Origin of the sequence: Pseudomonas sp. NFX71, from assembly GCF_048079215.1 — a bacterium.
Lineage (GTDB): Bacteria > Pseudomonadota > Gammaproteobacteria > Pseudomonadales > Pseudomonadaceae > Aquipseudomonas > Aquipseudomonas fluorescens_B.
Window position 1 is genome coordinate 1,216,830 of record NZ_CP182230.1, and the last position, 19,074, is coordinate 1,235,903.

A 19,074-nucleotide genomic window follows, 5' to 3' on the forward strand; every position below is an offset into this window, starting at 1 on the left:
GTCATCAAAAGACAGGGGCAACCGAGGACCATCAGACGGGAGGCGACATGGCGGGGATTCACATTGGTATTTCAGGCTGGCGCTACACACCCTGGAGGGGGGATTTCTACCCGAAGGGGCTGACCCAGAAGCGCGAATTGCAGTTCGCGTCACGGTCGGTCAACAGCATCGAAATCAATGGATCGTTTTACGCCCTGCAACGGCCCGAACGGTACGCCCAGTGGTACGACGAAACCCCGGCAGACTTCGTCTTCAGTATCAAAGCCCCGCGGTTCATCACCCACATCAAACGCCTTCGAGATGTCCATAAACCCTTGGCGAATTTCTTTGCCTCCGGGGTACTGGAACTCAAGGAAAAACTCGGTCCTGTCCTCTGGCAATTCCCGCCCAGTTTCAAATTCGACGCTGAGCTGTTCGACCACTTTCTCGAGCAATTACCCCGCAACACCGAACAGGCCGCCACCCTCGCCCGCCAGCACGATTCACACGTGAACGGTCACGCCAGCATGAAGGCGTATAAGAAAAAGCCGCTGCGTCATGCCGTCGAGATCAGAAACGACACCTTCATCGACCCGGCGTTTGTCCGCCTGCTCAAACGCCACAACGTCGCCTTGGTCATTGCTGACACCGCCGGTAAATGGCCGTATCGCGAAGACATCACCAGCGACTTCGTGTACCTGCGCCTGCACGGCGCCGAAGAACTCTATGCCAGCGGTTACACCCCCGAAGCGCTGGAACGCTGGGCCGCGCGGATCGAGGCCTGGAACCACGGCCGACAACCCTCCGACGCGCATCTGATCGCACCACGGCAAAAACCCAAGGCACGCAAATCCCGGGAAGTGTTTTGCTATTTCGACAATGACATCAAAGTCCGCGCGCCCTTCGATGCCCGCCGTTTGCTCGAACATTTTCATCTCGACAAGAACCTCGCCACCGCCCCCGGCGAGCCGGCTGCCGAAGGGGTGCTGCCATGAATGGGCCCGAGCCGTTCAATGCCATCGATGACCAGCCGCCAGCCATGGCCGCCGTGCGCCGCTTCACCGTGCTGACGGTCAACACGCACAAGGGTTTTACCGCGCTGAACCGGCGTTTCATCCTGCCGGAACTGCGTGAAGCGGTGCGCAGCGTATCCGCCGATGTGGTGTTTTTGCAGGAAGTCCACGGCACCCACGAACATCATCCCCGGCGCTACAGCAACTGGCCGACAATGCCGCAATACGAATTCCTTGCCGATACGCTGTGGCCGCAGTTCGCCTACGGACGCAATGCGGTGTACCCGGCGGGCGATCACGGCAATGCGCTGCTGTCGAAATTCCAGATCATTCGCCACGACAACCTCGACGTGTCGATCAGCGGACACGAGAACCGCGGCATCCTGCATTGCGTATTGCGCCTGCCCGGCGACGGCCCGGAGGTGCACGCTATCTGCGTTCATCTGGGCCTGCGCGAAACCCATCGCAACGAACAGCTGAAGCTGCTGGCCCAGCGCCTCGACGAGTTGCCGGCTGATGCGCCGGTGATTGTCGCCGGCGACTTCAACGATTGGCGCCAGCGCGCCGATGCGCTGCTCAAACCCTGTGGGCTGCGCGAGGTGTTCGCCGAACACCACGGCAAACCGGCGCGCAGTTTTCCGGCGCGCTTGCCGGCCTTGCGCCTGGACCGCATCTACGTGCGCAACCTCAAGGCCAGCCACCCGAAAGTCCTGGCGGCACGGCCCTGGTCACACCTTTCCGACCACGCACCGCTATCGGTGGAGATCGAGCTATGAGCAGCGCACCGATGGAAAAAACCACTGCGGAACATCTGGCCACCCACCCGTCGATCCGTGAACCCGGCGTGGTCGACGTCCAATACGGCTGGCAAGGCAACAACCTGGTGGAACTGCTGGAGAACGGCGAAGCGTATTTTCCGCGGGTGTTCGAGGCCATGCGCCAGGCCAAGACTGAAATCCTCCTGGAAACCTTCATCGTGTTCGAGGACAAGGTGGGCAACGAGCTGCAGCAAGTGCTGATCGAGGCGGCGCAACGCGGCGTGCGCGTCACCGCCAGCCTCGACGGTTTTGGCTGCGGTGAGCTGACCACCGGCTATCTCGCGGCATTGAGCGAGGCCGGCGTGCGCATTCAGATATTTGACCCGGCGCCGAAACGGCTCGGCTTTCGCACCAACTGGTTTCGGCGCCTGCACCGCAAGATTGTGGTGGTCGACGGCACGATTGCGTTCATCGGCGGAATCAACTTTTCCGCCGACCATCTGGCTGACTTCGGTCCCGAGGCCAAGCAGGATTACTCGGTTGAAGTGCAAGGCCCGGCGGTGGCGGACATTCATCATTTCGCCCTGCTGCAAAGCGGCCGCCCGGCGCGGGCCAAATACTGGTGGCAGCGGCGCCGGCAGCGGCGTTCGGAACTGGCCTTCAGCGACCACGATGGCCAAGTCAGGCTGGTGTACCGCGACAACGGCGATCACCGGACCGATATCGAAGAGGTTTATCGACAGGTGCTGCGCAGTGCCCAGCGCCGCGTGGTCATCGCCAACGCCTATTTCTTCCCGGGCTATCGCCTGCTGCGCGAGATTCGCAACGCCGCTCGCCGTGGCGTCGAGGTGCGGCTGATTCTGCAAGGTCAGCCGGACATGATGGTGGCCAAACTGGCCGCGCGCATGACCTATGACTACTTGCTCAAGGCCGGCGTGCAGATTCACGAGTATTGCGAGCGGCCGCTGCATGGCAAAGTCGCATTGGTGGACGAGGACTGGAGCACCGTCGGTTCGAGCAATCTCGACCCGCTGAGCCTGTCGATGAACCTGGAAGCCAACGTGCTGATCCGCGATCGTGCCTTCAACCGCGATTTGTTCGAACGCCTCGAAATGCTGAGTAACAACCACTGCAAAGCCATGTCGGCAGATAAATCCCCGCGCGGGCGGGTCTGGCACATGACCGTCGGTTTTCTGGTGTTTCACTTTCTGCGGCACTTCCCGGCGTGGGCCGGCTGGCTGCCGGCACACAAGCCGCGCCTGAAACCCTTCACCCACGTTGCCGGGAGTGATCTTCATGGACCGCGCTGAAACACACTCGGCGCCTCACGCCGACAGCACGACACCTGCCTCGGTAAAAAAAACCCGCTGGAGTCGCTGGAAAAAACCGCTGACGATGCTGTTTTTCCTGGCACTGATCGTGTTGTTCACGATGCTGGCCCAGCGCATCGAATGGAACGAGGTGTTCGATACCCTCGCCGACTTCAAGGTGCGCACGCTGATCATTGCCTCCGGGCTGACGCTGGTGAGTTTCCTGGTGTACGCCTGCTTCGACCTGATCGGCCGCACCTACATTCGTCAGGACCTGACCTGGAAGCAGATACTGCCGGTGGGCATCATCAGCTACGCGTTCAACCTTAACCTCAGCGCCTGGGTCGGCGGCATCGCCATGCGTTATCGCTTGTATTCGCGGCTCGGCGTGAGCAAAAGCAACATCGCGAAAATCCTCGGCCTGAGCCTGGCGACCAACTGGTTCGGCTACATGGTGATTGCCGGCGCGGTGTTCAGCAGCGGACTGGTGCGCATGCCGCCCGGCTGGAAACTCAGCACTGGCGCGTTGCAAGGGGTGGGCGTTTTGTTATTGCTGGTGAGCGCGGGTTATCTGGCGGCGTGCCGGTTTTCCAAGCGGCGCGAGTGGGCCATTCGAGGCGTGGAAATCAACCTGCCTTCCTTGCGCATGGCGATCCTGCAACTGTGTCTCGGCGCGCTGAACTGGTCGCTGATGGCGGCGGTTATTTTCACTTTGCTGCCGAGCAAACTGGATTATCCGTTGGTGCTCGGGGTGTTGCTGATCAGCGCCATTGCCGGGGTCATCACCCACATTCCGGCGGGGCTCGGGGTGCTGGAAGCGGTGTTTGTGGCATTGCTGCAGCATGAGGTGTCGCGGGGGAGCCTGGTGGCGGGGTTGCTGGCGTATCGGGCGATCTATTTCATCTTGCCGTTGCTGATTACGCTGGTGATGTATCTGGTGGTCGAGGCCAAGGCCAAGTCGCTGCGGATCGCGAAAAAGCCCAAGTGATAACGGCTCTTGTGGCGAGGGTGCTTGCTCCCGCCGGGTCGCGAAGCGGCCCCCTTTATCTCTGAAAAGAAGAGGACTGCTGCGCAGTCCAGCCGGAGCAAGCTATCTCGCCACAAATCACTTGGATTGAATGATGCTCAACCGCTCACCCACCACCATCTCAGTGATCCAGTCCACCAGAATCGAGGTGTACGCCTGCTGCGAAACCGGCTCGCTCAACGCGTGATCGGCGCCGTCGATAATCCGGTGCGTCAGCGAATGCGTCTGCTGGCACGCGGCGCGGTAGCTCATGATCGTCGCGTGTGGCACCCAGTCGTCGGTCTCAGACTCCACCAACAGCACATCCCCGGTAAATTGCGAACACGCGTGCAACGCGCGATTGCTATCGGCGCGAACCAGGGTGCTGCGGTAATCACGCAAATCCATCTTGTCCAGATCGCGCTTGGGTGTATGCCATTGCTCGTCGCGATACAGCGCCGGCACCCGCAGCGCCAGCCAGCGTACCGGACGCAATGACGTCAGGATCGACGCCAAGTAACCGCCATAACTGGTACCGACCACGGCGATCGCCGAGGTATCGAGTGCCGGATGCGCAAGCAATCGGTCGTAAGCCGCCAGCAGGTCGCGCAGGTTGTCTTCTCGCGTGACCCGCGTCAGCGGAATGCCGGTGCCGCCGGTGTGCCCGCGCAAGTCGAACGTCAGGCACACGCAGCCCAGACCGGCGATGCCTTTGGCCCGTTCAAGGTCGCGTTCCTGGCTGCCACCCCAGCCGTGCACGAAGAGCACGCCGGGGACTTTCGATTTGGGGCTGAGAAAAGTCCCGCTCATCTGTTCATCGTCGATGTCGATCTGAATGGTTTCGCTTCTAGCCGTCATAGGATTGGACCGTTACGTACTTGAGAAGAAATTCACTGTCTTGCGCCGGCCCGCGGTACACCTCGATGGCGTCCGCCGGCAGCGCCTGATCGATGTAGGTTTCCACCGAAGACACGCGGATGGCGCGCATGCTCGGGTGGTTGACGAAACTCTGCAATGCCGCCACTTCCGCGCTGCTGGCGCCACCCATGCGCCAGGACTGTTCGAGCACGCCACTGCGCTGCAGGCCGTTAGCGTCAAGGCCTTGCGCGATGTCGTAGTTGCGCCGCGACGCGTAGAAGCCGGGATAGGCTTCGTCCGCGGCACTGTCGAACACCTGCGCCTGGCGGATTGCCAATCGCACCTCATCGGGCAAATCCAGCTTGAGCAAATCGTCGTAGTCACCCTGCACCACGAGCAGGTTGGACCCTCCATAAACCTGCTCGCCCTGGGCGTCGCTGGTCAAGTATTGATCACCGCAGTAGCTCAACACTTTGTCGCCGATGAAGCTTTGGCCGACGCTGTGGGTCACCACGTCGGTCAGGTCCTGTTCCAGCACCACACCTTCGGTGAACAGCGTTTGAGCATCGGGCCTGGCAAGGATTTCGTCGAACAGATCAAGGCTGTTGATCACCTCCTGACCCCGCCCGGCACAGGCATGAATCGGCTTCATGCGAATGGGGCCGCTGTAGAGCAAATGTTCCGCCGCAGGGCGCGCATCGTCGAGGGAAAACACGCTGAGGCCATCCAGCACCACACTGCGCACCCGTTCGGAAAACAGCGGCGACCAACCTTGCGGAGCGTGAGCGTTTTTATTCCGCAGGCCGTGGCTGATGGCTTTGGTGCAGATGAAATCATGCTCGACGTAGCCACCCCATAAATCCTCCGGTCCGCTGACGCCCAACTGCCGCGCGGCAGCGGCACCGACCAGGGTTTGGGTGGGCAACAGATAAAGGTCACGACCGCTGTGCAGTTCGGGATCGAAACTGCCACCGAATTTGAGCCCGAGGATCTGCGCCAGCCAACGGGCCAGCGCGCGGTTGGTTTCGACTTCATGTTGTGGCGCGTCGGGGCGCACCGAATGGGCGACTACCAGTTTCTTGCGGTTTGTTGGGGTCATGCGTCCCCCTTCAATCGGCGCTCGATGAATGTAGTGGTAGGGGTGCAGAGATCAGGCCAATCGCACCCGGTGTGAAATGAACGGCAAATCAAGAGGTTGTTGAAAAGGTGATAGCACTACGCCTGTCTTATTCTGCACGACACCTGTTTCAGTTCCGGCATTTTGCACGACCCAAGCCATGCTCAGATCCAATGTGGCGTTCGGGCTAACGAGCCACGGCTGCCGTCGGCGAAACGCCAAACCGCGACCGATAATCACTCGGAGCCAGACCCGTTATCTTCTTGAACGTCGCGCGAAAGGCGCTCGGGTCCTGATAACCCACGGTCCAGGCAATGTGATCGATGGTGCCGTTGGTGAATTCAAGCATTTCCCGGGCCTTGCCGACCCGCAGGTGCTGACAGTACTCGGTGGGTTTCAACCCGGTCGCCGCACGGAATCGGCGCAGGAACGTGCGCTCTTCCAGCCCTGCCCGTTCGGCCATCGCCGCCAGCGACACATCAGTCGCCCCGGTGCTTTGCAGCCAATGCTGTACCTTGAGAATCGAGGCGTCGCCATGGCTGAGGATCGGTGAAAAATTACTGCCGCATTCGCTCGCGCTGTCGCTGTGTTCCACCACCAGAAAACGCGCCGTGCCGGTGGCGATGCTCGGTCCCAGCAGGCGGTCGACCAGACGCAAACCCAGCTCGGACCAGGCCATTAACCCAGCCGTGGTAATCAGGTCGCCGTCGTCGACGATCGGTGTATCGGCCTTGAGTCGGATCGCCGGGTAACGCTCGGCGAACGCCTTGGCCGAGGTCCAGTGGGTGGTGGCGCTGCGGCCGTCGAGCAGGCCGCTTTCGGCCAATAGAATCGAGCCCACGCAGACGCCACCAAGGGTCGCGCCTTGTGCATGTTGCTGCCGAATCCAGCTCAGCAAGCCTTGCGGCGCCTGGCCTTCGGAAAAACCGGCAATCGACGGCGGGATCAGCACCGCCACCAATGCACCGTCCGGCGCGGGATGGCTGTCGTAGACGCGCGTGGGTGCCTGACCGCCATCGACTTGCCAATGGCTGACCCGCAACAGCGGCAACTGTGAAGCCTGATAGTCGGCAGCAATCTGGTTCGCCACTCCGAACAAGTCCGTCAGCCCGTGCACTGCCGCCATCTGCGCGCCCGGATAAATCAGCACGCCCAGCTCGGCGATTGCCCTTTGTGCGTCCATTGTCAGTTTTACCCCTTCTATTGTCGGTGCGGCCAATCCTCGGACGGCCTGCCAGAGCCGATACTTCATTCCACACCCAACACCCACTCGAGGAAACAGTCATGGCCAAGCAAGCACTCATCGTAGTCGATATCCAAAACGACTACTTCCCCCAAGGCAAGTGGCCGCTGGTCGGTGCGGATGCCGCCGCAGACAACGCCGTACGCCTGATCAAGGCCTTCCGCGATGCTGGCGATTCGGTGGTGCACATTCGCCACGAATTCACCTCCAACGACGCGCCGTTCTTCACTCCGGGCTCCGAAGGCGCGAAGCTGCACCCCAAAGTTCTCAACCGAGCCGACGAGCCGGTGGTGCTCAAGCATTTCGTGAACTCGTTCCGCGAAACCGAACTGAAGTCGATCCTCGACGAACAAGACATCAAGGAACTGGTGGTGATCGGCAGCATGAGCCACATGTGCATCGACGGCATTACCCGCGCAGCCGCCGACATGGGTTACACCGTCACGGTCATTCATGATGCCTGTGCCTCACGTGACCTGGAGTTCAACGGCCTCACCGTTCCGGCGGCCCACGTTCACGCCGCGTTCATGTCGGCCTTGGGTTTCGCCTATGCCAGCGTGGTGTCCACCGACGAGTTCCTGGCGGCGCATCACTGATCAACGCTTGCGCGTCGGGTGCTGCCACCCGACGCTCCCGAAACACAGAAAGCCCGGTGCCGTGCATCGGGCGTTTGGGGTGAAACAGGTGCAAACCTGTCTCGGGACTGGACAACCACAAGACTTACCGCCGAAAAGCCGGATAATGGCGGCCAAATCGTCTAGCCCGTTATTCTGGTAATCCCCCATGGAAATCAAGGTCAACTTTCTCGACAACCTTCGGCTTGAAGCCAAGTTCGACGACTTCACGGTGGTGGCCGATCAACCTATCCGCTACAAGGGCGATGGCTCGGCACCGGGTCCGTTCGACTACTTCCTGGCTTCGTCGGCGCTGTGTGCGGCGTACTTTGTGAAGTTGTACTGCAGCACCCGCAATATCCCCACGGATAACATCCGCCTGTCGCAGAACAACATTGTTGACCCGGAAAACCGCTACAACCAGATTTTCAAGATCCAGGTCGAGCTGCCGGCGGACATCTCCGACAAGGACCGCCAGGGCATCCTGCGCTCCATCGACCGCTGCACCGTGAAAAAAGTGGTGCAAGCCGGGCCTGAGTTTGTGATCGAAGAAGTGGACAACCTCGACGCCGATGCCCAGGCATTGTTGATGCCTGCTTCCAGTTCAGAGGCGAGCACCTATATTGCCGGCAAGGATCTGCCGCTGGAGCAAACCATCACCAACATGTCGGCCATTCTGGCAGACCTGGGGATGAAGATCGAAATCGCCTCGTGGCGCAATATCGTGCCCAATGTGTGGTCGCTGCATATCCGCGATGCGCACTCGCCGATGTGCTTTACCAACGGCAAGGGTGCAACCAAGGAAGGCGCGCTGGCCTCGGCGCTGGGCGAGTTTATCGAGCGACTGAACTGCAACTTCTTCTATAACGACCAGTTCTGGGGCGAAGACATCGCCAACGCGCCGTTTGTGCACTACCCGGACGAACGCTGGTTCCAGCCTGGCCGTAAAGATGCGTTGCCCGCCGACATTCTCGACGAGTACTGCCTGAAGATTTACAACCGCGACGGCGAGCTGCGTGGTTCTCATCTGATCGATACCAACTCGGGTAATGAAGAGCGCGGCATCTGCTCGCTACCGTATGTGCGTCAGTCGGACGGTGAAGTGGTTTATTTCCCGTCCAACCTGATTGAAAACCTGTTCCTGAGCAACGGCATGAGTGCCGGTAACACGCTGGCCGAAGCCCAGGTGCAGTGCCTGTCGGAGATCTTCGAGCGCGCGGTCAAACGCGAAATCATCGAAGGTGAATTTGCACTGCCGGATGTGCCGGCCCACGTGCTGGCGAAGTACCCCGCAATTCTGGCCGGTATTCAGGCGCTGGAAGAACAAGGGTTCCCCGTGCTGGTGAAGGATGCGTCCCTGGGGGGTGAGTTCCCGGTGATGTGCGTCACGCTGATGAACCCGCGTACCGGCGGTGTGTTTGCCTCGTTCGGCGCGCACCCGAGCCTGGAAGTGGCGCTGGAACGCAGCCTGACCGAATTGCTTCAGGGCCGCAGTTTCGAAGGCCTCAACGACTTGCCACAGCCGACGTTTGAAGGTCATGCGGTGACCGAGCCGAATAACTTCGTCGAGCACTTCATCGACTCCAGCGGCGTGGTGTCGTGGCGCTTCTTCAGCTCAAAGTCGGATTACGAATTCGTGGAGTGGGACTTCTCCGGCCAGGGTGAAAACTCGAATACCGAGGAAGCCGCAACCTTGTTCGGCATTCTCGAAGGGATGGGCAAGGAAGTGTACATGGCGGTGTACGAGCATATCGGCGCGACGGCCTGCCGCATCCTGGTGCCGGACTATTCGGAAATTTATCCGGTAGACGATCTGATCTGGGATAACACCAACAAAGCGCTGTTCTTCCGCGCCGACATCCTGAACCTGCATCGCCTGGACGAGGCCGAACTGCAGGCACTGGCAGAGCGTCTGGTGGAAAGCGAGCTGGACGACTACACCGACATCACCAGCCTGATCGGCATCGAATTTGACGATAATACCGCTTGGGGTCAGCTGACGATCCTGGAATTGAAGCTGCTGATTTATCTCGCCTTGCAGCAATTTGAAGAGGCGAAAGAAGCGGTGGAGATGTTCCTGCAGTACAACGACAACACGGTTGAGCGTGGCTTGTTCTATCAGGCCGTCAATGTGGTGCTGGAGATGAAACTGGACGAAGACCTGGAACTGGAGGACTACGAGGCCAACTTCCGCCGGATGTTCGGCAACGAGCGGATGGATGCAGCGATCGGCTCGGTGGACGGCAGCGTACGCTTCCATGGCTTGACGCCGACCAGCATGAAACTGGAGGGGCTCGACCGGCACCTGCGGTTGATCGACAGCTACAAAAAGCTGCACACGGCGCGGGCCAATGTGACCCCTTTATCCCGCTAACAGCGTCCACAAAAAAGCGAAGCCAGATCACTGGCTTCGCTTTTTTTGTTACTGACTGAATAGCCGCTCCTCAGAACGGGATATCGTCATCAAAGCTGTCGAAATCCGGAGCCGGCTGAGGAGCGGCCTGCTGCTGTGGAGCCGGACGCGACTGTTGAGGTGCCGACGACTGTTGCGGACGCGGAGCCTGCTGGCGTGGAGCCGGGGCGGACTGCTGATAGTTGTTGCCCCCGCCTTGTTGGTCGCCCTGCTGTGGACGGCCACCGAGCAGTTGCATGGTGCCTTGCATGTCGACCACGATTTCAGTGGTGTAACGCTTGATACCGTCTTTTTCCCACTCGCGGGTCTGCAGCTTGCCTTCGATGTAGACCTGCGAACCTTTACGCAGGTACTCGCCGGCGATTTCCGCTACCTTGCCGAACATCGACACACGGTGCCATTCAGTCTTCTCGACTTTCTGGCCGGTTTGCTTGTCGGTCCACTGTTCGCTGGTCGCCAGACTCAGGTTGGTCACGGCGTTACCGTTAGGCAAGTAGCGAACTTCGGGATCCTGGCCGCAAGTGCCGACCAATATGACTTTGTTAACCCCACGGGCCATAACGTTCTCCTAGGCTACGCACGCTGCCCCGGCCGGGTTGTTCACCAGGCGCTCAAGGGTGGTGCGATCCAATAGTTCGGTGTCCAATTTTATGTAAATCGCCGCTTCATCTTCGACGATTACTGCATCTGTTACCCCTACGACGGCCTTCAGGCGCTCGACCAGACCCGCTTCGCGGATCGCCTCGGGCGACAACGGCAAGCGCAGGCTCGTCACGTAAGGTGGTTCGCGCATGGTAACAGCAAAGGCCAGCCAGAGGGCAGCCAGGCCGGCGCATCCGAGGAATACCGCCGACAAACCGCCGTGCTGGAACATCCAGCCGCCGAGGATCCCGCCCAGCGCCGAACCGAGGAACTGGCTGGTGGAATAAACCCCCATCGCCGTGCCCTTGCCGCCCGCCGGTGAAACCTTGCTGATCAGCGATGGCAACGAAGCTTCCAGCAGATTGAACGCGGTAAAGAACACCACCGTCCCGATCACCAGAGCCCGCAAGCTATCGCCGAACTGCCAGAAGAATAGCTCAGTGAGCATCAGCGTCAGCACCGCGCCCAATAAAACTCGTTTCATTTTGCGTTTCTTCTCGCCGTAGATAATGAACGGGATCATGGCGAAGAAAGAAATCAGCAGCGCAGTCAAATAGACCCACCAGTGCTGCTCTTTGGGCAGCCCGGCTTTTTCGACCAGGGCCAGTGGCAACGCCACGAAGCTCGACATCAACATCGCGTGCAACACAAAAATGCCCAGGTCCAGGCGCAGCAGGTCCGGGTGCTTGAGCGTCGGCATCAGCGCCTGACGCGCGACGCCGGACTCGCGATGCTGCAACGGCCCGGTGGAGCGCGGCACCATGAACATCACGATCACGATGCCAAACAGCGCCATGCCACCGGTGGCGAAAAACAATCCGGACAGGCCGAAAGCGCGGGTCAGCAACGGTCCTACCACCATGGCGACCGCGAACGACAGACCGATCGTCATGCCGATCATGGCCATGGCTTTGGTCCGATGCTGTTCGCGGGTCAGGTCTGACAGCAACGCCATCACGGCCGCGGAAATGGCCCCGGCGCCTTGCAGGATTCGTCCGGCGATAACGCCCCAGATCGAATCGGCATTGGCCGCCAGCACGCTGCCGAGGGCGAAGACGATCAGCCCCAGGTAAATCACCGGGCGACGCCCGATGCGGTCGGAAATGAAACCGAAAGGGATCTGGAAAATCGCCTGGGTCAGGCCGTAAGCGCCAATCGCCAGCCCGATCAGGGCCGGGGTCGCTCCCGCCAGATCCATCCCATAGGTCGCCAATACCGGCAACACCATGAACATGCCAAGCATACGGAAGGCGAACACAAGGGCCAGACCGCTTGCTGCGCGGGTCTCACTGCCACTCATGCGTTCGCTGTGGGGATCGTGCATGGAAAAACCTCATGTGAACCGGCGGCGATTCTACCAGTCCCATCGATTGACAGGGTATATCGCGACGCTTTGACGCGCTCCGCTGACAGACTCTTCATGTACGACAGTCATCCACTCGTTTGATAGTGTGCATCCATCCAGTATTTGGCCGTATACTCCTACGTTTTCGACGCCCGCCGAGCGAGGCCACTTTGGACAAGATCCTGATTCGTGGGGCCCGAACCCACAACCTGAAGAACATCGACCTGACCCTGCCGCGGGACAAACTGATCGTCATCACCGGCCTGTCCGGATCCGGCAAATCGTCCCTGGCATTCGACACGCTGTACGCCGAAGGCCAGCGCCGCTATGTCGAATCGCTGTCGGCCTATGCCCGGCAGTTTTTGTCGATGATGGAAAAACCGGACGTCGACACCATTGAAGGCCTGTCGCCAGCCATTTCCATCGAACAGAAGTCGACTTCGCATAACCCGCGTTCGACCGTCGGCACCATCACCGAAATCTACGACTACCTGCGCCTGCTTTACGCTCGCGTGGGTATTCCGCGTTGCCCGGATCACGACATTCCGTTGGAAGCACAGACGGTCAGCCAGATGGTTGACCTGGTCCTCGCGCAGCCGGAGGGCAGCAAGCTGATGCTGCTGGCGCCGGTGATTCGCGAGCGCAAAGGTGAACATCTTTCAGTGTTCGAAGAACTGCGTGCCCAAGGCTTTGTGCGGGCCAGGGTCAACGGCAGGATCTGCGAACTGGATGAGCTGCCGAAGCTGGATAAACAAAAGAAGCATTCGATTGATGTCATAGTCGACCGCTTCAAAGTCCGCGCCGACCTGCAACAGCGCCTCGCCGAATCGTTCGAGACCGCGCTGAAGCTGGCGGACGGCATTGCGCTGGTTGCGCCGATGGACGATGAGCCGGGTGAAGAAATCATCTTCTCCGCGCGCTTCGCCTGCCCGATTTGCGGCCACGCCATCAGCGAGCTGGAACCCAAACTGTTCTCCTTCAACAACCCGGCCGGCGCCTGTCCGACGTGCGACGGCTTGGGCGTGAAGCAGTTCTTCGACATCAAGCGACTGGTCAATGGTGAACTGACCCTGGCCGAGGGCGCGATTCGCGGCTGGGACAGGCGCAACGTCTATTACTTCCAGATGCTCGGGTCGCTGGCGTCGCACTACAAGTTCAGCCTCGAAGTGCCGTTCAATGAACTGCCCGCCGATCAGCAAAAGTTCATCCTGCACGGCAGTGGCTCGCAGAACGTCGACTTCAAGTACCTGAACGACCGTGGCGACATCGTCAAACGTTCGCACCCGTTCGAAGGCATCGTACCGAACCTGGAGCGTCGCTACCGCGAAACCGAATCGGCCTCCGTGCGCGAGGAACTGGCCAAGTTCCTCAGTACCCAGCCGTGCCCGGATTGCCGTGGCACCCGCCTGCGTCGTGAGGCACGACACGTCTGGGTCGGCGAGAAGACTTTGCCGGCCGTCACCAATCTGCCGATTGGCGATGCGTGCGAATACTTCGGTGTGCTGAAACTGACCGGGCGTCGCGGCGAAATTGCCGACAAGATCCTCAAGGAAATCCGTGAGCGCCTGCAGTTCCTGGTCAACGTCGGTCTCGACTACCTGTCGCTGGATCGCAGTGCCGACACGTTGTCTGGCGGTGAAGCTCAGCGGATTCGCCTGGCCAGTCAGATCGGTGCCGGTCTGGTTGGCGTTCTGTACATCCTCGATGAACCGTCGATTGGTCTGCATCAGCGCGACAACGATCGGCTGCTGGGCACGCTCAAGCACCTGCGCGATATCGGTAACACGGTGATCGTGGTCGAGCACGATGAAGATGCGATTCGCCTGGCTGACTATGTGGTGGATATCGGTCCGGGTGCTGGCGTGCATGGCGGGCATATCGTCGCCGAAGGCACGCCGGCCGAGGTCATGGCTCACCCTGATTCGTTGACCGGCAAATACTTGTCCGGCCGGGTGAAAATCGCCGTACCGGCCAAACGCACACCGCGCAACAAGAAGTTGTCGTTGTCCCTCAAGGGGGCGCGCGGCAACAACCTGCGTAACGTCGATCTGGACATTCCGATCGGTCTGCTGACCTGTGTCACCGGCGTGTCTGGCTCGGGTAAATCGACGCTGATCAACAACACACTGTTTCCTTTGAGCGCGACGGCACTCAACGGTGCAACGACGCTTGAGGCTGCGGCTCACGACAGCATCAAAGGGCTGGAGCATCTGGACAAGGTCGTCGACATCGACCAAAGCCCGATTGGCCGCACCCCACGTTCCAACCCGGCGACGTACACCGGGTTATTCACACCGATTCGCGAACTGTTCGCCGGCGTGCCGGAATCCCGTTCGCGCGGTTACGGGCCGGGGCGTTTCTCCTTCAACGTGAAGGGCGGACGCTGCGAGGCCTGTCAGGGCGACGGCTTGATCAAGGTTGAAATGCACTTCCTGCCGGACATCTATGTCCCATGCGATGTCTGCAAGAGCAAGCGCTACAACCGTGAAACGCTTGAGATCAAGTACAAGGGCAAGAGCATCCATGAAACCCTTGAGATGACCATCGAAGAAGCTCGGGTGTTTTTTGACGCAGTTCCGGCACTGGCGCGCAAGCTTCAGACACTGATGGATGTCGGCCTGTCGTACATCAAGCTCGGGCAATCGGCGACCACGCTGTCCGGTGGTGAAGCGCAGCGGGTGAAACTGTCCCGCGAACTGTCCAAGCGCGATACCGGCAAGACGCTGTATATCCTCGATGAACCGACTACCGGTTTGCACTTCGCGGATATCCAGCAACTGCTCGACGTGTTGCATCGACTGCGCGACCACGGCAACACCGTGGTGGTGATCGAGCACAACCTGGACGTGATCAAGACGGCTGACTGGCTGGTGGATCTTGGACCGGAAGGGGGCTCCAAAGGCGGGCAGATCATTGCGGTCGGCACGCCAGAGGAAGTCTCCGAGATGAAGCAGTCTCACACCGGTTTCTACCTCAAGCCATTGCTGGCTCGCGACAAGGCCTGAATCAGGCCCATGAAAAAGCCCCTGTCACTTTGTCGGTGACAGGGGCTTTTTTGTGTCCGGATGCAATCAGGTGTGAGATTGCAGGTAATTCTCAAGACCGATCAACTTGATCAGACCCAACTGCTTCTCGAGCCAGTAGGTGTGATCTTCTTCGGTATCGTTCAACTGAATGCGCAGCATCTCGCGGCTGACGTAGTCTTTGTGCTGCTCGCAGAGTTCGATGCCCTTGCAGAGTGCGGCGCGGACTTTGTATTCCAGACGCAGATCGGCAGCGAGCATGTCCGGTACCGTGGTGCCGACATCGAGATCGTCCGGACGCATGCGTGGCGTGCCTTCCAGCATCAGGATCCGTCGCATCAGGGCATCGGCATGCCCTGCTTCCTCTTCCATCTCGTGGTTGATTCGTTCGTAGAGCTTGGTGAATCCCCAGTCCTCATACATCCGCGAGTGAACGAAATATTGATCACGGGCGGCCAGTTCGCCGGTCAGCAACGTGTTGAGGTAATCGATTACGTCTGGGTGGCCTTGCATCGCCCTACATCTCCCTGCTTGAAAGTCTGTAGTTTGAACCACAGCGACTGTTTGGTCACTGTGTTAGCGCGATAAAAGCGAAGATATTCTGAGAAAAGTGGTTTAAATAGCGCAAAAACCGCCCAGATGAGGGCGGTTCTGCTTCTCGTTTAGACTTCGTTAAGCTGTACGTTAAGAGCCTTTGCGATTGCTTCTCCATACGCCGGGTCGGCCTTGAAGAAATGCTGCAATTGGCGATCAACCACATCGCTTGAAACACCAGACATCGCCCCGGCAATGTTGTTGACCAAGAGCGCCTTCTGTTCATCATTCATGAGCCGGAACAGCGCACCGGCATGGCTGTAGTAGTCGTTGTCTTCGCGATGATCGTAACGATCAGCCGCGCCATTCAATGCCAGAGCTGGCTCAGCATAGCGAGACGCTTGTTTTGGCGAATCGACGTAGCTGTTCGGCTCATAGTTCGGCGTAGCGCCGCCATTGCTGCCAAACGCCATGGAACCATCACGCTGGTAGCCGTTGACCGGGCTGCGAGGCGCATTCACCGGCAGCTGCTGGTGGTTGGTGCCTACACGGTAGCGGTGCGCATCTGCATAAGCGAACACGCGGCCTTGCAGCATGCGGTCTGGCGACAGGCCGACACCCGGCACCATGTTGCTCGGACCGAACGCCGCCTGCTCGACTTCAGCGAAGTAGTTCAGCGGATTACGGTTGAGCTCCAGCTCCCCGACTTCGATCAGTGGAAACTCTTTCTGCGACCAGGTCTTGGTCACGTCGAAAGGGTTCTCGTGGTGCGCCGCAGCCTGGGCCTCAGTCATGATCTGAATGCATACGCGCCATTTCGGGAAATCACCGCGCTCAATTGCACCAAACAAGTCGCGCTGAGCGTAATCCGGATCGGTACCCGCCAGGCGTGCAGCCTCTGCCGGCGCCAGATTCTTGATACCTTGCTGGGTCTTGTAGTGCCACTTCACCCAGTGACGCTCGCCGCTGGCGTTGATCAGGCTGTAGGTGTGGCTGCCGAACCCGTGCATGTGACGGTAGCCGTCAGGAATGCCACGGTCCGAAAACAGGATGGTGACCTGGTGCAGCGCCTCAGGCGAGTGCGACCAGAAGTCCCACATCATCTGCGCGCTTTTCAGGTTGCTCTGAGGCAGGCGTTTTTGAGTGTGGATAAAGTCCGGAAATTTGAGCGGATCGCGAATGAAGAACACCGGCGTGTTGTTGCCTACGATGTCCCAGTTGCCTTCCTCGGTGTAGAACTTCAGGGCGAAGCCACGTGGATCCCGCTCTGTATCGGCCGAACCGCGCTCACCGCCTACGGTGGAAAACCGCAGGAACGTTGGAGTTTGCTTGCCAACCGATTCAAACAGCTTGGCACTGGTGTACTCGGTGATGTCACGCGTGACGGTGAACGTACCGTAAGCACCCGAGCCTTTGGCGTGCACGCGGCGCTCCGGGATGTTTTCACGGTTGAAGTGCGCAAGCTTCTCGATCAGGTGGAAGTCGTCGAGGAGCAATGGGCCACGAGGGCCGGCGGAACGAGAATTCTGATTGTCGGCGACAGGAGCGCCACTGGCGGTCGTAAGTATTTTATTTTGGCTCATGCGATCTCTTCCTCTGTCAGTCTTTAACTGCCGGCTAATCGGCTGAAAGGGAGTATCGATCAGAAACGTTACACCTACTAATTCATTAACCTGCAGGCTTCGATAGAAAATAACTAACGAAGCGAGCCGTTAAGGGCAAAACTTTTCAATCGCCCACAAAAAACCGGGCACAGGGCCCGGTTTTTCGTTTCAGACTGACGTCTTACTCAGCGGATACAGCTTCACCGCCGGTAGCACGATCAACCAACTCGACGTACGCCATAGGCGCGTTGTCGCCAGTGCGGAAACCGCACTTGAGGATGCGCAGGTAGCCACCCTCACGGGTAGCGTAACGCTTGCCCAGGTCGTTGAAGAGCTTACCAACGATAGCTTTCGAACGAGTACGGTCGAAAGCCAGACGGCGGTTAGCCAGGCTGTCTGTCTTGGCCAAAGTGATCAGCGGCTCAGCAACGCGACGCAGTTCTTTAGCTTTCGGCAGTGTAGTTTTGATCAGCTCGTGCTCGAACAGCGACACTGCCATGTTTTGAAACATGGCCTTGCGGTGCGAGCTAGTGCGGCTCAGGTGACGACCACTTTTACGATGACGCATGGTTCATTCCTTACCAAACACGACGTTCGGTGATTACGACGATCAGGCAGTCGCCTTGTCGTCCTTCTTAAGACTTGCAGGCGGCCAGTTGTCTAGGCGCATGCCGAGGGACAGACCGCGGGAGGCCAGAACGTCCTTGATTTCAGTCAAGGATTTCTTGCCAAGGTTCGGAGTCTTCAACAGCTCTACTTCGGTACGCTGAATCAGGTCACCGATGTAGTAGATGTTTTCCGCCTTAAGGCAGTTAGCCGAACGTACAGTCAGTTCCAGATCGTCAACCGGGCGAAGCAGGATCGGATCGATCTCGTCTTCCTGCTCGACAACCACAGGCTCACTGTCACCTTTAAGGTCGACGAACGCAGCCAACTGCTGTTGCAGGATGGTTGCAGCGCGGCGAATAGCCTCTTCAGGATCCAGGGTACCGTTGGTTTCCAGATCAATAACCAGCTTGTCCAGGTTAGTACGCTGCTCGACACGGGCGTTTTCCACCACGTATGCGATACGGCGAACCGGGCTGAACGAAGAGTCAAGCTGCAAGCGACCGATGCTGCGGCTTTCGTCTTCATCGCTCTGACGCGAGTCTGCCGGTTCATAACCACGACCACGAGCTACGGTGAGCTTCATGTTCAGGGCGCCGTTAGACGCCAGGTTAGCGATTACGTGATCGGGGTTAACGATCTCGACATCATGATCCAGCTGAATATCGGCAGCGGTAACCACCCCCGAACCCTTCTTCGACAAGGTCAGCGTAACTTCGTCACGACCGTGCAGCTTGATAGCCAGACCTTTAAGGTTCAACAGGATTTCAATTACGTCTTCCTGTACGCCTTCGATGGCGCTGTACTCATGGAGTACACCGTCAATCTCGGCCTCGACTACTGCACAGCCGGGCATTGAGGACAACAGGATGCGTCGCAGCGCGTTGCCCAGGGTGTGGCCGAAACCACGCTCGAGAGGCTCGAGAGTGATCTTGGCGCGGGTTGGACTGACAACCTGCACATCAATATGGCGGGGTGTCAGGAACTCATTTACCGAAATCTGCATGGA

General features: G+C 59.2%; 16 protein-coding genes. 7 read left to right on the forward strand and 9 right to left on the reverse strand.

Annotated features, from left to right (window positions below):
* The first annotated feature begins 47 nt into the window (after nucleotides 1-47).
* The 4 genes from ACM1ZW_RS05605 to ACM1ZW_RS05620 are packed head-to-tail and all read left to right on the forward strand — an operon-like array spanning nucleotide 48 to nucleotide 4,048.
* Nucleotides 48-974: a DUF72 domain-containing protein gene (locus ACM1ZW_RS05605; RefSeq protein WP_416740297.1), complete on the forward strand. Its 927-nt coding sequence runs from the start codon at nucleotides 48-50 to the stop codon at nucleotides 972-974.
* Complete coding sequence (locus ACM1ZW_RS05610) at nucleotides 971-1,768, forward strand: endonuclease/exonuclease/phosphatase family protein (protein WP_416740298.1); 798 nt, start codon at nucleotides 971-973, stop codon at nucleotides 1,766-1,768. The genes ACM1ZW_RS05605 and ACM1ZW_RS05610 overlap by 4 nt, the downstream gene beginning before the upstream one ends.
* Entirely contained in the window at nucleotides 1,765-3,060 is a 1,296-nt protein-coding gene (clsB, locus tag ACM1ZW_RS05615; RefSeq protein ID WP_414878159.1) for a cardiolipin synthase ClsB, read from the forward strand. The genes ACM1ZW_RS05610 and clsB overlap by 4 nt, the downstream gene beginning before the upstream one ends.
* Nucleotides 3,047-4,048 carry a lysylphosphatidylglycerol synthase domain-containing protein gene (locus ACM1ZW_RS05620; protein WP_017341059.1) on the forward strand — a complete coding sequence of 334 codons (1,002 nt, stop codon included), beginning with the start codon at nucleotides 3,047-3,049 and terminating at the stop codon, nucleotides 4,046-4,048. Before clsB ends, ACM1ZW_RS05620 begins: the two co-directional genes overlap by 14 nt.
* A gap of 117 nt (nucleotides 4,049-4,165) precedes the next feature.
* Here the strand turns inward: ACM1ZW_RS05620 and ACM1ZW_RS05625 are convergent, their stop codons facing one another.
* The 3 genes from ACM1ZW_RS05625 to ACM1ZW_RS05635 all read right to left on the reverse strand — a co-directional run bounded on the left by ACM1ZW_RS05625 (nucleotide 4,166) and on the right by ACM1ZW_RS05635 (nucleotide 7,224).
* Nucleotides 4,166-4,924: an alpha/beta hydrolase family protein gene (locus ACM1ZW_RS05625; protein WP_017341060.1), complete on the reverse strand. Its 759-nt coding sequence runs from the start codon at nucleotides 4,922-4,924 to the stop codon at nucleotides 4,166-4,168.
* A complete protein-coding gene (locus ACM1ZW_RS05630; protein WP_416740299.1) occupies nucleotides 4,914-6,023 on the reverse strand; it encodes a DUF3182 family protein in 1,110 nt (369 codons plus the stop codon). Before ACM1ZW_RS05630 ends, ACM1ZW_RS05625 begins: the two co-directional genes overlap by 11 nt.
* Before the next feature lie 205 nt (nucleotides 6,024-6,228).
* Nucleotides 6,229-7,224 carry a GlxA family transcriptional regulator gene (locus tag ACM1ZW_RS05635; RefSeq protein ID WP_416740300.1) on the reverse strand — a complete coding sequence of 332 codons (996 nt, stop codon included), beginning with the start codon at nucleotides 7,222-7,224 and terminating at the stop codon, nucleotides 6,229-6,231.
* Between the two features lie 101 nt (nucleotides 7,225-7,325).
* Between ACM1ZW_RS05635 and ACM1ZW_RS05640 the strand changes: the two genes are divergently transcribed.
* A complete protein-coding gene (locus tag ACM1ZW_RS05640; protein WP_017341063.1) occupies nucleotides 7,326-7,880 on the forward strand; it encodes a cysteine hydrolase family protein in 555 nt (184 codons plus the stop codon).
* A 187-nt stretch (nucleotides 7,881-8,067) separates the two neighbouring features.
* Entirely contained in the window at nucleotides 8,068-10,272 is a 2,205-nt protein-coding gene (locus tag ACM1ZW_RS05645; protein ID WP_416740301.1) for an OsmC domain/YcaO domain-containing protein, read from the forward strand.
* Between the two features lie 70 nt (nucleotides 10,273-10,342).
* Here ACM1ZW_RS05645 and ACM1ZW_RS05650 read toward each other — a convergent pair whose 3' ends face one another.
* Nucleotides 10,343-10,870, reverse strand: a complete 528-nt coding sequence (locus ACM1ZW_RS05650; RefSeq protein ID WP_017341065.1) for a single-stranded DNA-binding protein — start codon at nucleotides 10,868-10,870, stop codon at nucleotides 10,343-10,345.
* Between the two features lie 9 nt (nucleotides 10,871-10,879).
* Nucleotides 10,880-12,277, reverse strand: a complete 1,398-nt coding sequence (locus tag ACM1ZW_RS05655; protein ID WP_017341066.1) for an MFS transporter — start codon at nucleotides 12,275-12,277, stop codon at nucleotides 10,880-10,882.
* A gap of 191 nt (nucleotides 12,278-12,468) precedes the next feature.
* Here ACM1ZW_RS05655 and uvrA point away from each other — a divergent pair, with 191 nt between their 5' ends.
* Nucleotides 12,469-15,303 carry an excinuclease ABC subunit UvrA gene (uvrA, locus tag ACM1ZW_RS05660; protein ID WP_017341067.1) on the forward strand — a complete coding sequence of 945 codons (2,835 nt, stop codon included), beginning with the start codon at nucleotides 12,469-12,471 and terminating at the stop codon, nucleotides 15,301-15,303.
* Between the two features lie 66 nt (nucleotides 15,304-15,369).
* Here the strand turns inward: uvrA and bfr are convergent, their stop codons facing one another.
* The 4 genes from bfr to ACM1ZW_RS05680 all read right to left on the reverse strand — a co-directional run bounded on the left by bfr (nucleotide 15,370) and on the right by ACM1ZW_RS05680 (nucleotide 19,071).
* Nucleotides 15,370-15,834 carry a bacterioferritin gene (gene bfr, locus ACM1ZW_RS05665; RefSeq protein ID WP_008030905.1) on the reverse strand — a complete coding sequence of 155 codons (465 nt, stop codon included), beginning with the start codon at nucleotides 15,832-15,834 and terminating at the stop codon, nucleotides 15,370-15,372.
* A gap of 149 nt (nucleotides 15,835-15,983) precedes the next feature.
* Complete coding sequence (locus ACM1ZW_RS05670) at nucleotides 15,984-17,438, reverse strand: catalase (protein WP_416740302.1); 1,455 nt, start codon at nucleotides 17,436-17,438, stop codon at nucleotides 15,984-15,986.
* A 202-nt stretch (nucleotides 17,439-17,640) separates the two neighbouring features.
* The gene (rplQ, locus tag ACM1ZW_RS05675; protein ID WP_007943777.1) at nucleotides 17,641-18,027 is read right to left on the reverse strand and encodes a 50S ribosomal protein L17; all 387 of its coding nucleotides are present in this window, start codon (nucleotides 18,025-18,027) and stop codon (nucleotides 17,641-17,643) included.
* Between the two features lie 42 nt (nucleotides 18,028-18,069).
* On the reverse strand, nucleotides 18,070-19,071 hold the full coding sequence (locus tag ACM1ZW_RS05680) for a DNA-directed RNA polymerase subunit alpha (RefSeq protein ID WP_003186012.1): 1,002 nt from the start codon (nucleotides 19,069-19,071) through the stop codon (nucleotides 18,070-18,072).
* Nucleotides 19,072-19,074 lie beyond the last annotated feature (3 nt).

Excerpts from the sequence above, each read along its gene's own strand:
- ACM1ZW_RS05635 (WP_416740300.1), bottom strand. The coding sequence starts at position 7,224 with ATGGACGCACAAAGGGCAATCGCCGAGCTGGGCGTGCTGATTTATCCG.
- ACM1ZW_RS05640 (WP_017341063.1), top strand. The coding sequence starts at position 7,326 with ATGGCCAAGCAAGCACTCATCGTAGTCGATATCCAAAACGACTACTTC.
- bfr (WP_008030905.1), bottom strand. The coding sequence starts at position 15,834 with ATGCAAGGCCACCCAGACGTAATCGATTACCTCAACACGTTGCTGACC.
- ACM1ZW_RS05680 (WP_003186012.1), bottom strand. The coding sequence starts at position 19,071 with ATGCAGATTTCGGTAAATGAGTTCCTGACACCCCGCCATATTGATGTG.
- rplQ (WP_007943777.1), bottom strand. The coding sequence starts at position 18,027 with ATGCGTCATCGTAAAAGTGGTCGTCACCTGAGCCGCACTAGCTCGCAC.
- ACM1ZW_RS05620 (WP_017341059.1), top strand. The coding sequence starts at position 3,047 with ATGGACCGCGCTGAAACACACTCGGCGCCTCACGCCGACAGCACGACA.
- ACM1ZW_RS05650 (WP_017341065.1), bottom strand. The coding sequence starts at position 10,870 with ATGGCCCGTGGGGTTAACAAAGTCATATTGGTCGGCACTTGCGGCCAG.
- ACM1ZW_RS05670 (WP_416740302.1), bottom strand. The coding sequence starts at position 17,438 with ATGAGCCAAAATAAAATACTTACGACCGCCAGTGGCGCTCCTGTCGCC.
- ACM1ZW_RS05645 (WP_416740301.1), top strand. The coding sequence starts at position 8,068 with ATGGAAATCAAGGTCAACTTTCTCGACAACCTTCGGCTTGAAGCCAAG.
- ACM1ZW_RS05630 (WP_416740299.1), bottom strand. The coding sequence starts at position 6,023 with ATGACCCCAACAAACCGCAAGAAACTGGTAGTCGCCCATTCGGTGCGC.
- clsB (WP_414878159.1), top strand. The coding sequence starts at position 1,765 with ATGAGCAGCGCACCGATGGAAAAAACCACTGCGGAACATCTGGCCACC.
- ACM1ZW_RS05610 (WP_416740298.1), top strand. The coding sequence starts at position 971 with ATGAATGGGCCCGAGCCGTTCAATGCCATCGATGACCAGCCGCCAGCC.
- ACM1ZW_RS05605 (WP_416740297.1), top strand. The coding sequence starts at position 48 with ATGGCGGGGATTCACATTGGTATTTCAGGCTGGCGCTACACACCCTGG.
- ACM1ZW_RS05655 (WP_017341066.1), bottom strand. The coding sequence starts at position 12,277 with ATGCACGATCCCCACAGCGAACGCATGAGTGGCAGTGAGACCCGCGCA.
- ACM1ZW_RS05625 (WP_017341060.1), bottom strand. The coding sequence starts at position 4,924 with ATGACGGCTAGAAGCGAAACCATTCAGATCGACATCGACGATGAACAG.